Origin of the sequence: Pseudomonas sp. CG7, assembly GCF_023701885.1 — a bacterium.
In the GTDB taxonomy this organism is placed as follows: Bacteria; Pseudomonadota; Gammaproteobacteria; order Pseudomonadales; family Pseudomonadaceae; genus Aquipseudomonas; species Aquipseudomonas zanjanensis.
Genome location: NZ_JABAEE010000123.1, coordinates 1 through 13,059 on the forward strand (window position 1 = coordinate 1; position 13,059 = coordinate 13,059).

Here is a 13,059-nt window from a genome sequence, read left to right on the forward strand (position 1 = left end):
CCAGGCATTGGTGGTGCTTGCTCGCAAGCTCTGCCGGGTGGCATTTGCCTTGATGAAAAATCAGAGCGAATACCAGCCGAAGCCTATGTTGCAGGGTTGCCCTGCAACATAGAATCTCCCACAAGGGTTTTTCATTGTCTGGTAGAAAGGGGCGGGCATAAAAAAGGAGGTCCAGCTGGACCTCCTTTTTCATTGCGAACCACCGTTACAGGCTGGAGATCCGTCCGTGCTGCTCAGCCAGCTTGCCCAGGGCCTGTTCGGCCTCGGCCAGCTTGGCCCGTTCCTTCTCGATGACCTCGGCTGGCGCCTTGTCGACGAAGCCAGCGTTGGACAGCTTGCCGCCGACCCGCTGTACTTCGCCTTTGAGGCGCAGGATTTCCTTGTCCAGGCGTGCCAGTTCGGCCGCCTTGTCGATCAGGCCTGCCATCGGCACCAGCACTTCCATCTCGCCGACCAATGCGGTGGCCGACAGAGGCGCTTCTTCACCCGCAGCCAGCACGGTCACTGATTCAAGCTTCGCCAGCTTCTTGAGCAACGCTTCGTTTTCGTTGAGGCGGCGCAGGTCTTCGGCGCTGGCGTTTTTCAGGAACAGGGTCAGCGGCTTGCCCGGGCCGATGTTCATTTCGGCGCGGAGGTTACGCAGGCCGAGCATGAAGGTCTTCAGCCACTCGATGTCGTCCTCGGCCGCCGGATCGATGCGGCTCTCGTTGGCCACCGGCCACGGTTGCAGCATGATCGGCTTGCCTTGGATGCCCGCCAGCGGTGCGATGCGCTGCCAGATTTCCTCGGTGATGAATGGCATGAACGGATGCGCCAGGCGCAAGGCCACTTCCAATACGCGCACCAGGGTGCGGCGGGTGCCGCGCTGGCGTTCGACCGGTGCGTTTTCGTCCCACAGCACCGGCTTGGACAGTTCCAGGTACCAGTCGCAATACTGGTTCCAGATGAACTCGTACAGGGCTTGTGCGGCCAGGTCGAAACGGAACTGGTCCAGTTGGCGGGTCACTTCGGCTTCGGTGCGTTGCAACTGGGAAATGATCCAGCGGTCGGCCAGGCTCAGCTCGTACGCTTCGCCGTTCTGGCCGCAGTCTTCACCTTTATCCAGCACGTAGCGTGCGGCGTTCCAGATTTTGTTGCAGAAGTTGCGATAGCCTTCGACGCGGCCCATGTCGAACTTGATGTCGCGACCGGTGGACGCCAACGAACAGAAGGTGAAGCGCAGGGCGTCGGTGCCGTAGCTGGCAATGCCTTCGGCGAATTCTTCGCGAGTGGCTTTCTCGATCTTCTTCGCCAGTTTCGGCTGCATCAGGCCGGAGGTGCGTTTTTGCACCAGGGTTTCCAGGTCGATGCCGTCGATGATGTCCAGCGGGTCCAGGACGTTACCCTTGGACTTGGACATTTTCTGGCCCTGGCCGTCGCGCACCAGGCCGTGGACGTAGACGGTCTTGAACGGTACTTGCGGGGTACCGTCTTCGTTTTTCATCAAGTGCATGGTCATCATGATCATCCGGGCGACCCAGAAGAAAATGATGTCGAAGCCGGTGACCAGCACGTCGGTGGAGTGGAATTTCTTCAGGAATTCGGTCTGCTGCGGCCAGCCCAGTGTCGAGAAGGTCCACAGGCCCGAGCTGAACCAGGTGTCGAGGACGTCATTGTCCTGCGCCAGGGCAATGTCCGGACCGAGGTTGTGCTTGGCGCGGACTTCGGCTTCATCGCGGCCGACATAGACCTTGCCCGACTCGTCGTACCAGGCCGGAATACGATGGCCCCACCACAGCTGACGGCTGATGCACCAATCCTGGATGTCGCGCATCCACGAGAAGTACATGTTCTCGTATTGCTTGGGCACGAACTGGATGCGGCCATCTTCCACGGCGGCAATCGCAGGCTCGGCCAACGGCTTGGTGGACACGTACCACTGGTCGGTCAGCCACGGCTCGATGATGGTGCCGGAGCGGTCGCCTTTCGGGACCTTCAGGGCGTGATCGTCGACGCTGACCAGCAGGCCGGCGGCCTCGAACGCCGCGACGATCTGCTTGCGCGCCTCGAAGCGGTCCAGGCCGGCGTATTCGGCCGGGATCTGGCCGTCGACGTTTTCGTTCAGGGTGCCGTCGAGGTTGAAGGCCTGGGCGGCCGGCAACACATGGGCGTTCTTGTCGAAGATATTCAGCAGCGGCAGGTTGTGGCGCTTGCCGACTTCGTAGTCGTTGAAATCGTGGGCCGGGGTGATTTTCACGCAGCCGGTGCCGAATTCGGGGTCGCAATAATCGTCGCCGATGATCGGGATCCGACGGCCAACCAACGGCAGCTCGACAAACTTGCCGATCAGGGCCTGGTAGCGCTCGTCGTTCGGGTTCACCGCCACGGCGGAGTCGCCCAGCATGGTTTCCGGACGCGTGGTGGCGACGATCAGGTAATCCTTGCCGTCAGCGGTCTTGGCGCCGTCGGCCAGCGGGTACTTCAGGTTCCACAGGAAACCTTTCTCGTCGTGGTTCTCCACTTCGAGGTCGGAAATGGCCGTGTGCAACTTGGTGTCCCAGTTGACCAGGCGCTTGCCGCGATAGATCAGCCCGTCCTCGTGCAGGCGCACGAAGGCTTCCTTCACCGCTTCCGAGAGGCCGTCATCCATGGTGAAGCGCTCGCGGCTCCAGTCCACGGACGAACCGAGGCGACGGATCTGGCGGCTGATGTTGCCACCGGATTCGTCTTTCCATTCCCAGACTTTCTCGAGGAACTTCTCGCGACCCAGGTCATGGCGATTCTGGCCCTGGGCTTCAAGGCGGCGCTCCACCAGCATCTGCGTGGCGATACCGGCGTGGTCGGTGCCCGGCTGCCACAAGGTGTTGCGACCCTGCATGCGGCGGAAACGGATCAGGGCGTCCATGATCGCATTGTTGAAGCCGTGGCCCATGTGCAGGCTGCCGGTGACGTTCGGCGGCGGGATCATGATGGTGTAGGAATCGCCCGCGCCTTGCGGGGCGAAATAATTCTCGGACTCCCAGGTGTTGTACCAGGAAGTTTCAATGGCGTGCGGCTGGTAGGTCTTATCCATGCGAGGCGGGACCCTATTGGCATTTATTCAGGAAAAGCCGGGAAGTTTAGCGGGCGGGGCTGGTGCAAGCCACAAGCTGCGAGCTGGCAGATGATTTGTGAACAGAATCGAGCAATGTGGGAGCGGGCTTGCTCGCGAAGGCGGTATGTCAGCAGCAAATGTGTTGTCTGGCACACCGCCTTCGCGAGCAAGCCCGCTCCCACAGGGATGTAGGTGGTCAGGGATACTTGGGCAACGCGTTGGCGCTGGGTTATTCGTACTGACTCAACAACCGCTCCATCCGCGCATCCAGCCGGCGCTGGATCTCGGTTTCGATGTGCGGGGCGAAGTCGTCGATGACGTCTTGCATGATCAACTGCGCGGCAGCGCGCAATTCGCGGTCCAGGTGCAGCAGGGCGTCGGGGCCCTTGGCTTCGGCCTTGGCGGCAGGCTCGGGTTCGGGCTGGCCGTTGATCGGATCGAACAACAGGGGAATCTGTTCGTCATGCACCGGCTCATGAGCAGGCTCATGCACGACCGTGTCGGTCAGCAGCGGTGGGTGCAGGTTGTCGTCGCCGAGCAGTTGGCGGATCGACTCAAGGTCATCCAGCAGGTGCGCGGGCTTTTGTGGCGATTTTGGAGTGTCCATCGTAGGGCTCAGAGTCGCTGTAAACGGTGGTCTTGCAGAGGATAGCCCTGTTCGCGGTAGAAACGGAAACTCTCCCGCGCGGCTTGTCGGATGGCCGGGTCTTCCACCACCACTTCCGCCACACGGGCGAAGCGCTGGGCAAAGGCCGGTACTTTCAGGTCGAGATTGACCAGCAGGTCCTGGTGCTGACCGCAGTCATCCCCCAATCCCAGCACGATCAGGCCCTCGGGTTCGCTTTCGGCCGGGCCGTGGGGCACGAAGCTCTCGCCCTTGAACGCCCACAGCCGTGCGTCCAGATCCTCGCGCTGGGTGGCATCGCTGCAATGCAGGTAGATGCGGTGTCCCATGCGCCAGGCCTTTTCGGTGAGCTTGCAGGCGAAATCCAGCCGCGCCGACGGATCGGCGCTGGGCAGGATATAAAAATCGACTTTGGTCATTGCGGTTCCTGATCCGTCGCTGGCGCCACCCGAGGGCGACGCCAACGATGGTCATTGGTGTCAGGCCTTGGCGCGGTCCAACAGGTACTGGGTCAGCAGGGGCACCGGACGACCGGTGGCGCCCTTGTCCTTGCCGCCGCTGGTCCAGGCCGTGCCGGCGATGTCCAGGTGAGCCCAGTTCAGGTTCTTGGTGAAGCGCGACAGGAAGCAGGCCGCGGTGATGGTCCCGGCTTTCGGGCCGCCGATGTTGGCGATGTCGGCGAACGGGCTGTCCAGTTGTTCCTGGTACTCGTCGAACAGTGGCAACTGCCAGGCGCGGTCGGCGGCTTGCTGGCCGGCGCTGAGCAGTTGGCCGATCAGCTCGTCGTTATTGCCCAGCAGGCCCGAGGTGTGGGCGCCGAGGGCGACGACGCAGGCGCCGGTCAGGGTCGCGATGTCGATCACCGCTTGCGGCTTGAAGCGTTCGGAGTAGGTGAGGGCGTCACACAGCACCAGGCGGCCTTCGGCGTCGGTGTTGAGGATTTCCACGGTCTGGCCGCTCATGGTCGTGACGATATCGCCCGGACGCGAAGCCGTGCCGCTGGGCATGTTCTCGGCGCAGGCCAGGATGCACACCAGGTTGATCGGCAGTTGCAGTTCGAGCACGGCGCGCAGGGTGCCGAACACGCTCGCGGCGCCGCCCATGTCGTACTTCATTTCATCCATGCCGGCGCCCGGCTTGAGGCTGATGCCGCCAGTGTCGAAGGTGATGCCCTTGCCGACCAGTGCGTACGGCTTCTCGGACTTCTTGCCGCCGTTGTATTGCATGACGATCAGGCGTGGCGGCTGGGCGCTGCCCTGGCCCACGGCATAGAACGAACCCATGCCCAGGTCCTTGATCTTCTTCTCGTCGAAGACTTCGACTTTCAGGCCCTTGAACGCTTTGCCCAGTGCCTTGGCCTGTTCGCCCATGAAGGTCGGGTGGCAGATGTTCGGCGGCAGGTTGCCCAGGTCGCGGGTGAACGCCATGCCATTGGCAATCGCGGTAGCGTGGCTCACGGCGCGCTGGACTTCAGCCTGGGCAGCCTTGATGGTCAGCAGGGTGATTTTCTTCAGGGCGCGAGGTTCGGCTTTCTGGCTCTTGAACTGGTCGAATTGATATTCGCCGTCCACCAGGGTTTCGGCCAACAGGCGGTTCTTGCCGTAGCTGTCGCGACCCTTGACCACCAACTCGTCCAGCGCCAGGACGGCATCACCGCCGCCGAGGCCTTTAAGGGTGGCCAACACGCCGGCGATGATTTTACGGAACGGACGGTCGCCCAGTTCGGCGTCCTTGCCCACGCCCACCAGCAGCACGCGCTCGGCCTTGAGGTTGGGCAGGCTGTGCAGCAGCAGGCTCTGGCCGACCTTGCCGGCCAGGTCGCCGCGCTTGAGCACGGCGCTGATGGCCCCGCCGCTCAGGCTGTCGAGCTGGGTGGCGACGACGCCGAGCTGGCGGTTTTCGCCGACGGCAACCACCAGCGTGGCGGTTTTCAACGTTTCTGGGCTGACGCTTTTTACAACCAGTTCCATGTCCGGATCCCTGAATGAATGGTCAAGAGGCCAGGCGCCGAAACAATGGCGCGCTGAACAGCTGTCTTCTATATAAAAGAAGCGCCGGTAACTTGCCGGCGACAAAGGCCGCAGTTTGAACCCCGGTGCCCGAGCCTGACAACCCTCGGCGCCCCTAACTTTTCGGCTTTGAGCAGCGGGTTAAAGCGTGCGAAGTGACAGGCGCCTTCAATCACAGGATAATGCGGCTCTTTTTTCGGCGGCTCGCAGTATGAGTCGGCTCGATACGTTTCTTGTTCGGCCGCCTAGCCTGACAATCGTGGAGTGTCTGGTTTGATCGTCTTTCGTTATCTGTCCCGCGAAGTCCTGCTGACCCTGAGCGCCGTCAGCGCCGTGCTGCTGGTCATCATCATGAGCGGGCGCTTCATCAAATACCTCGCCCAGGCAGCCTCCGGCGCCCTGGATCCGGGCTCACTGTTCCTGATCATGGGGTTCCGCCTGCCCGGCTTCCTGCAATTGATCCTGCCTCTGGGGTTGTTCCTCGGCATTTTGCTGGCCTACGGGCGCTTGTACCTGGACAGCGAAATGACCGTACTGTCGGCCACCGGCATGAGCCAGCAACGCCTGTTTCGCATGACGCTGTTCCCGGCCACCTTGGTGGCGCTGGTGGTGGCGTGGCTGAGCCTGAGCCTGTCGCCCCAGGGCGCCAACCAATTCCAACTGCTGATCAACCAGCAGGACGCCATGACCGAATTCGACACCCTGGTGCCAGGGCGCTTCCAGGCCCTGCGCGACGGCACCCGGGTGACCTACACCGAACAGCTCTCGGATGACCGGGTCGACCTGGGCGGCGTCTTCATCACGCAAAAAAATGTGTCTGCGGACACCAAGAAGGCCCGTGGCATTTCCGTGCTGATGGCCGAGAAGGGCCGGCAGGAAATCAACGCCGACGGCAACCGCTACCTGATCCTGGAAAACGGCTATCGCTACGACGGCAAGCCAGGGCAGGCCGATTACCGGGCCATCAAGTACGACACCTATGGCGTGCTGCTGCCCAAGCCCGAGGTCAGCGACGAAGTCACCGACCGCGACGCGATGCCGACCGCCAGTCTGCTGGGCAACAAGGACATTCGCGCCCGCACCGAGCTGCAATGGCGCCTGTCGCTGCCGCTGCTGGTATTCATCGTGACCCTCATGGCGGTCCCGCTGTCGCGGGTCAACCCGCGCCAGGGCCGTTTCCTCAAGTTACTGCCGGCGATTCTCCTGTATATGGCCTACCTGACCATCCTGATTTCCGCCCGCGGCGCACTGGAGAAGGGCAAGATCCCGTCGGCGCTGGGCTTGTGGTGGGTGCATGGCATCTTCCTGGCCATCGGCCTGGGGCTGCTCTATTGGGAGCCGCTGCGCCTGAAGCTGGCCAGCCGTCGCAGCGCGATGGAGGTGGCCCGTGGTTAAACTCGACCGCTACATCGGCAGCAGCGTGTTCATGGCGATCCTCGCGGTGCTGGGGATCATCCTTGGCCTGGCGACCTTGTTTGCCTTCATCGATGAAATGAGCGACGTCAGCGATACCTATACCCTGATGGACGTGGCGAGCTATGTGCTGCTGACCGCGCCACGCCGTCTGTACGACATGCTGCCGATGGCCGCGCTGATCGGCTGCCTGATCGGCCTGGGCAGCCTGGCCAGCAACAGCGAACTGACCATCATGCGCGCCGCCGGCGTGTCCATTGGTCGGATCGTCTGGGCGGTGATGAAGCCCATGCTGGTGTTGATGCTTGTGGGCTTGCTGATCGGCGAATACATCGCCCCGGCCACCGAGAATACCGCCCAGGCCAACCGCTCCCTGGCCCAGGGCGGCGGTGACGCGCAAAGCGCCAAGCACGGCCTGTGGCACCGCCAGGGCGACGAGTTCATCCACATCAACTCGGTCCAGCCCAATGGCATCCTCTATGGCGTGACCCGCTATCGCTTTGATGAACAGCGGCACATGCTGTCGTCGAGCTTTGCCAAACGCGCGAATTTCTCCGAGGATCATTGGCAATTGAGTGATGTCACCACCACCCTGTTCCATGACAAGCGCACCGAAGTGGTCGCCGTGCCGAAGGAGCGCTGGGATGTGGCGATCAGCCCGCAGTTGCTCAGCACCGTGGGGATGGCGCCGGAGTCGCTGTCGATTACCGGTTTGTGGGGGTACATCCACTACCTGGCGGACCAGGGCCTGAAAAACGGCCGCTATTGGCTGGCTTTTTGGGTCAAGGTGTTGCAACCGCTGGTTACTGCCGCCCTGGTGTTGATGGCGATTTCCTTCATTTTCGGCCCGTTGCGTGCGGTGACCCTGGGGCAACGGGTGTTTACCGGCGTGCTGGTGGGCTTCACTTTCCGTATCGCCCAGGATCTGCTGGGGCCGTCGAGCCTGGTGTTCGGTTTCTCGCCGCTGTTTGCGGTGCTGGTGCCGGCCGGTATCTGCGCGCTGGCCGGGCTATGGCTGCTGCGTCGGGCGGGTTGACCCATTTTCTTGTGGCGGGGGGAGCTTCTGTGGCGAGGGAGCTTGCTCCCGCTGGACTGCGCAGCAGTCCCCTGCAGCCTGCCTGACACATCGCCGTGGCGCATAATCGAGGGGCCGCTTCGCAGCCCAGCGGGAGCAAGCTCCCTCGCCACACGTGACGCTTGCGCGGTGTATCAGGTACAATTCCCGGCTATTTTTCGGCGGGCCATGCCTGCAGCCTTTTTGAGTGTTGATCCGTGAGTGATTTGAGTCATATCCGCAATTTCTCCATCATCGCCCACATTGACCATGGCAAGTCGACGCTGGCTGATCGCTTCATCCAGATGTGCGGCGGCCTGGCCGAGCGTGAAATGGAAGCCCAGGTCCTGGACTCCATGGACCTCGAGCGTGAGCGCGGGATCACCATCAAGGCCCACAGCGTTACCCTCTACTACAAGGCTCGCGACGGCGTCACCTATCAGCTGAACTTCATCGATACCCCCGGCCACGTCGACTTCACCTATGAAGTCAGCCGGTCGCTGGCGGCCTGTGAAGGTGCATTGCTGGTGGTCGATGCTGGCCAAGGCGTTGAAGCCCAGTCGGTTGCCAACTGCTACACGGCCATCGAGCAGGGCCTGGAAGTGATGCCGGTGCTGAACAAGATCGACCTGCCCCAGGCCGATCCGGACCGCGTCAAGGAAGAAATCGAGAAAATCATCGGCATCGACGCCACTGACGCGGTCACCTGCAGCGCCAAGACCGGCCTGGGCGTCGACGAAGTGCTCGAGCGCCTGGTCGCCACTATTCCTGCGCCAACCGGCAATATCGAGGATCCGCTGCAAGCGTTGATCATCGATTCCTGGTTCGACAACTACCTGGGCGTGGTCTCCCTGGTTCGCGTGCGCCATGGCCGCGTGAAGAAGGGCGACAAGATCCTGGTCAAGTCCACCGGCAAGATCCACCTGGTGGACAGCGTTGGTGTCTTCAACCCGAAACACACCGCCACCGTCGACCTGAAGGCCGGTGAAGTGGGCTTCATCATCGCCGGCATCAAGGACATCCACGGAGCGCCGGTCGGCGACACCCTGACCCTGAGCTCTACCCCCGACGTCGATGTGCTGCCAGGCTTCAAACGCATCCAGCCGCAGGTCTACGCCGGCCTGTTCCCGGTCAGCTCCGACGACTTCGAGGATTTCCGCGAAGCGCTGCAAAAGCTGACCCTGAACGACTCGTCGCTGCAGTACACCCCGGAAAGCTCCGACGCCCTGGGATTCGGTTTCCGTTGCGGGTTCCTCGGCATGCTGCACATGGAAATCATCCAGGAGCGCCTGGAGCGCGAGTACGACCTGGACCTGATCACCACAGCACCGACGGTAATCTTCGAACTGCTGCTCAAGAACGGCGAAACCATCTACGTCGACAACCCGTCCAAGCTGCCGGACCTGTCGGCCATCGAGGACATGCGCGAGCCGATCGTGCGGGCCAACATCCTTGTGCCTCAGGAGCACCTGGGTAACGTCATTACCCTGTGCATCGAGAAGCGCGGCGTGCAGCACGACATGCTGTTCCTCGGCACGCAGGTCCAGGTGACCTACGACCTGCCGATGAACGAAGTGGTGCTGGACTTCTTCGACCGTCTCAAATCCACCAGTCGCGGCTATGCTTCGCTGGACTATCATTTCGATCGTTACCAATCGGCTAATCTGGTGAAGCTGGATGTGCTGATCAACGGTGAGAAAGTCGATGCCCTGGCATTGATCGTGCACCGCGACAACGCGCACTACAAAGGTCGTGCATTGACCGAGAAGATGAAGGAACTGATTCCGCGGCAGATGTTCGATGTGGCAATCCAGGCCGCCATTGGCGGGCAGATTGTGGCGCGTACAACCGTCAAGGCGCTCAGAAAGAACGTATTGGCCAAATGCTACGGCGGCGACGTCAGCCGTAAGCGCAAGCTGTTGGAAAAGCAGAAGGCCGGTAAAAAACGCATGAAGCAGGTCGGTAACGTGGAAATTCCACAGGAAGCCTTCCTCGCGGTGCTCAGGTTGGATAGTGAGGTCCTATGTCGCTAAATTTCCCGCTGTTGCTGGGTATCGCCGTGTTTGTCTGCGGTCTGTTGGCGTTGCTTGATCTGTTGTTTCTGGCGCCTCGGCGTCGGGCGGCCATCGCCTCTTATCAGGGCAGCGTCAGCCAGCCTGATGGTGTGGTGATCGAAAAGCTCAACAAGGAACCGCTGCTGGTCGAATACGGCAAGTCGTTCTTCCCGGTGCTGTTCATCGTGTTGGTGCTGCGTTCGTTCCTGGTGGAACCGTTCCAGATCCCGTCCGGCTCGATGAAGCCGACCCTGGATGTGGGCGACTTCATCCTGGTGAACAAGTTTTCCTACGGGATCCGCCTGCCGGTGATCGACAAGAAAGTCATCGAGGTGGGTGACCCGCAACGCGGCGATGTCATGGTGTTCCGCTTCCCGAGCGACCCGAACGTCAACTACATCAAGCGTGTGGTCGGCCTGCCGGGCGACACGATCCGCTACACTGCTGACAAGCGCCTGTTCGTCAATGGCGAATCGGTGGCCGAACAGTTGATCGGCTCCGAACCGGGAACGCTGGGCAGTGCCGAGCTGTACCGGGAAAAACTCGGTGAGGCCGAACACCTGATCCGCAAGGAAATGAGCCGCTACCGCGCAGCGCCGGACCGTTCCTGGACCGTGCCGGCGGGTCACTATTTCATGATGGGCGACACCCGCGACAATTCCAACGACAGCCGTTACTGGGATGATCCGAACATTCCCAAGAACCTGCTGGGCATGGTCCCCGACCGGAACATCGTCGGCAAGGCCTTCGCGGTCTGGATGAGCTGGCCGGAACCCAAACTCAGTCACCTGCCGAATTTCTCGCGGGTTGGCCTGATCAAGTAATCACCCACGGCGCTGTTGAACACAGCGCCGAATGCTTTTCTGGAGCCCTGTACAAGGGTTGCCCGGAGGCATGAAGCCAACGATAGTCAGGACGTCATTTTTGAACACAGCGTTAATTGTCCCAAGCCAACGGTGCCTTGCCGCCGTGGCGGTGGAATCCAGCCACGAACTCAGCGTGGGTAAACCGTGAGCGTTTCTCTAAGCCGTCTCGAGCGTCAGCTCGGCTACACCTTCAAGGACCCGGACCTGATGCTCCTGGCCCTCACTCACCGCAGTTTTGCCGGGCGCAACAACGAACGCCTGGAATTCCTCGGTGACGCCATCCTTAACTTCGTCGCTGGCGAGGCGTTGTTCGAGCGCTTCCCCCTGGCCCGCGAAGGCCAGTTGTCGCGTTTGCGCGCGCGACTGGTAAAAGGTGAGACCCTGGCCGTATTGGCCCGTGGTTTCGACTTGGGCGATTACCTGCGCCTGGGCTCCGGTGAGTTGAAAAGCGGCGGTTTCCGGCGCGAGTCGATCCTGGCCGATGCCCTGGAAGCGTTGATTGGTGCGATCTACCTGGATTCAGGCATGGAAATGGCGCGCGAACGCGTTCTGGCCTGGCTGACCTCCGAAATCGACAGCCTGACGCTGGTGGACACCAACAAGGACCCTAAGACCCGCTTGCAGGAATTCCTGCAATCGCGCAGTTGCGAACTGCCGCGCTACGAAGTGGTGGACATCCAGGGTGAGCCGCATTGCCGAACCTTCTTCGTCGAATGCGAAGTTGTCCTATTGAATGAAAAAAGCCGGGGTCAGGGTGTGAGTCGTCGTATTGCCGAACAGGTAGCGGCCGCCGCAGCACTGATTGCCCTGGGCGTGGAGAATGGCAATGACTGATACAACCGTCACCCGCTGCGGCTATGTCGCCATTGTCGGTCGGCCGAACGTGGGCAAGTCCACGCTGCTGAACCACATCCTGGGCCAGAAGCTGGCAATCACCTCGCGCAAGCCCCAGACCACCCGCCACAACATGCTGGGCATCAAGACCGAAGGCGCCGTGCAGGCAATCTACGTCGACACCCCGGGCATGCACAAGGGTGGCGAAAAAGCCTTGAACCGCTACATGAACAAGACTGCCTCGGCGGCGTTGAAGGACGTCGACGTGGTGATCTTCGTGGTCGACCGCACCAAGTGGACCGAAGAAGACCAAATGGTCCTCGAGCGCGTCCAGTACGTGACCGGCCCCTTGATCGTGGCGCTGAACAAGACCGACCGTATCGAAGACAAGGCTGAGCTGATGCCGCACCTGACCTGGTTGCAGGAACAGTTGCCGAACGCCCAGATCATCCCGATCTCTGCCCAGCACGGCCATAACCTCGACGCGCTTGAGCGGGTGATTGCCGAACACCTGCCGGAAAACGATCATTTCTTCCCAGAAGACCAGATCACCGACCGCAGCAGCCGTTTCCTCGCCGCCGAGCTGGTGCGCGAGAAAATCATGCGCCAGATGGGCGCCGAGCTGCCGTACCAGATCACCGTCGAGATCGAAGAGTTCAAGCAACAGGGGAAGACCCTGCATATTCATGCGTTGATCCTCGTCGAACGTGACGGCCAGAAGAAAATCATCATTGGCGACAAGGGCGAGCGCATCAAACGCATCGGCACCGAGGCGCGCAAGGACATGGAGCTGCTGTTCGACTCCAAGATCATGCTCAACCTGTGGGTCAAGGTGAAGGGTGGCTGGTCCGACGACGAGCGGGCGTTGCGTTCGTTGGGTTACGGCGACCTGTAATCATTACTTGAGTGCATGAATTCCACTGTGGGAGCGAGCTTCTGTGGCGAGGGAGCTTGCTCCCGCTGGGCTGCGAAGCAGCCCCAGGATTTGCGATCACATCTAGCCAAACCCACCGCATGGCCTGGTTTCACGACTGCTTCGCAGCCGAGCGGGAGCAAGCTCCCTCGCCACAGGATTTCTTCAACCATTGATGTCTTGTTGATATTCAGGCCCCCGATGTCCCCCAACCAACC

The 13,059-nt window shown here is 61.3% G+C and carries 10 protein-coding genes and 1 pseudogene; 7 read left to right on the forward strand and 4 right to left on the reverse strand.

Features of this window, described 5'->3' with window-relative positions; genetic code table 11:
• A pseudogene (locus HGO40_RS28795) lies at positions 1–112 on the forward strand (IS110 family transposase); the annotation flags it as partial.
• A gap of 93 nt (positions 113–205) precedes the next feature.
• Here HGO40_RS28795 and HGO40_RS28800 read toward each other — a convergent pair.
• The 4 genes from HGO40_RS28800 to HGO40_RS28815 form a co-directional block, all read right to left on the reverse strand.
• Positions 206–3,052 (reverse strand): valine--tRNA ligase, encoded by a 2,847-nt coding sequence (locus HGO40_RS28800; RefSeq protein ID WP_250965813.1) that lies wholly within the window; start codon positions 3,050–3,052, stop codon positions 206–208.
• Positions 3,053–3,302: 250 nt separating this feature from the next.
• A complete protein-coding gene (locus HGO40_RS28805) occupies positions 3,303–3,680 on the reverse strand; it encodes a DNA polymerase III subunit chi (RefSeq protein WP_250965814.1) in 378 nt (125 codons plus the stop codon).
• Between the two features lie 8 nt (positions 3,681–3,688).
• A complete protein-coding gene (locus tag HGO40_RS28810) occupies positions 3,689–4,117 on the reverse strand; it encodes a DNA polymerase III subunit chi (RefSeq protein ID WP_250965815.1) in 429 nt (142 codons plus the stop codon).
• 60 nt (positions 4,118–4,177) lie between these two features.
• Complete coding sequence (locus tag HGO40_RS28815) at positions 4,178–5,668, reverse strand: leucyl aminopeptidase (protein WP_250965816.1); 1,491 nt, start codon at positions 5,666–5,668, stop codon at positions 4,178–4,180.
• A 312-nt stretch (positions 5,669–5,980) separates the two neighbouring features.
• On the opposite strand from HGO40_RS28815, the gene lptF reads away from it, so the two are divergent.
• From lptF to era, 6 genes are all read left to right on the forward strand, one after another.
• Positions 5,981–7,102 (forward strand): LPS export ABC transporter permease LptF, encoded by a 1,122-nt coding sequence (gene lptF, locus HGO40_RS28820; protein WP_250965817.1) that lies wholly within the window; start codon positions 5,981–5,983, stop codon positions 7,100–7,102.
• Positions 7,095–8,156 (forward strand): LPS export ABC transporter permease LptG, encoded by a 1,062-nt coding sequence (gene lptG, locus HGO40_RS28825; RefSeq protein ID WP_250965818.1) that lies wholly within the window; start codon positions 7,095–7,097, stop codon positions 8,154–8,156. Before lptF ends, lptG begins: the two co-directional genes overlap by 8 nt.
• 236 nt (positions 8,157–8,392) lie before the next feature.
• On the forward strand, positions 8,393–10,207 hold the full coding sequence (gene lepA / locus HGO40_RS28830; RefSeq protein WP_250965819.1) for a translation elongation factor 4: 1,815 nt from the start codon (positions 8,393–8,395) through the stop codon (positions 10,205–10,207).
• Positions 10,198–11,052, forward strand: coding sequence for a signal peptidase I (gene lepB, locus HGO40_RS28835; RefSeq protein WP_250965820.1), 855 nt, complete (start codon positions 10,198–10,200; stop codon positions 11,050–11,052). Before lepA ends, lepB begins: the two co-directional genes overlap by 10 nt.
• Positions 11,053–11,238: 186 nt before the next feature.
• Positions 11,239–11,928, forward strand: a complete 690-nt coding sequence (rnc, locus tag HGO40_RS28840) for a ribonuclease III (RefSeq protein WP_186705175.1) — start codon at positions 11,239–11,241, stop codon at positions 11,926–11,928.
• The gene (gene era / locus HGO40_RS28845; protein WP_003205264.1) at positions 11,921–12,823 is read left to right on the forward strand and encodes a GTPase Era; all 903 of its coding nucleotides are present in this window, start codon (positions 11,921–11,923) and stop codon (positions 12,821–12,823) included. Before rnc ends, era begins: the two co-directional genes overlap by 8 nt.
• Positions 12,824–13,059 lie beyond the last annotated feature (236 nt).

Bases quoted from the DNA above. Each gene is read 5' to 3' on its own strand.
- HGO40_RS28805 (WP_250965814.1), bottom strand. From the start codon at position 3,680: ATGGACACTCCAAAATCGCCACAAAAGCCCGCGCACCTGCTGGATGAC.
- lepB (WP_250965820.1), top strand. From the start codon at position 10,198: ATGTCGCTAAATTTCCCGCTGTTGCTGGGTATCGCCGTGTTTGTCTGC.
- HGO40_RS28800 (WP_250965813.1), bottom strand. From the start codon at position 3,052: ATGGATAAGACCTACCAGCCGCACGCCATTGAAACTTCCTGGTACAAC.
- HGO40_RS28815 (WP_250965816.1), bottom strand. From the start codon at position 5,668: ATGGAACTGGTTGTAAAAAGCGTCAGCCCAGAAACGTTGAAAACCGCC.
- era (WP_003205264.1), top strand. From the start codon at position 11,921: ATGACTGATACAACCGTCACCCGCTGCGGCTATGTCGCCATTGTCGGT.
- HGO40_RS28810 (WP_250965815.1), bottom strand. From the start codon at position 4,117: ATGACCAAAGTCGATTTTTATATCCTGCCCAGCGCCGATCCGTCGGCG.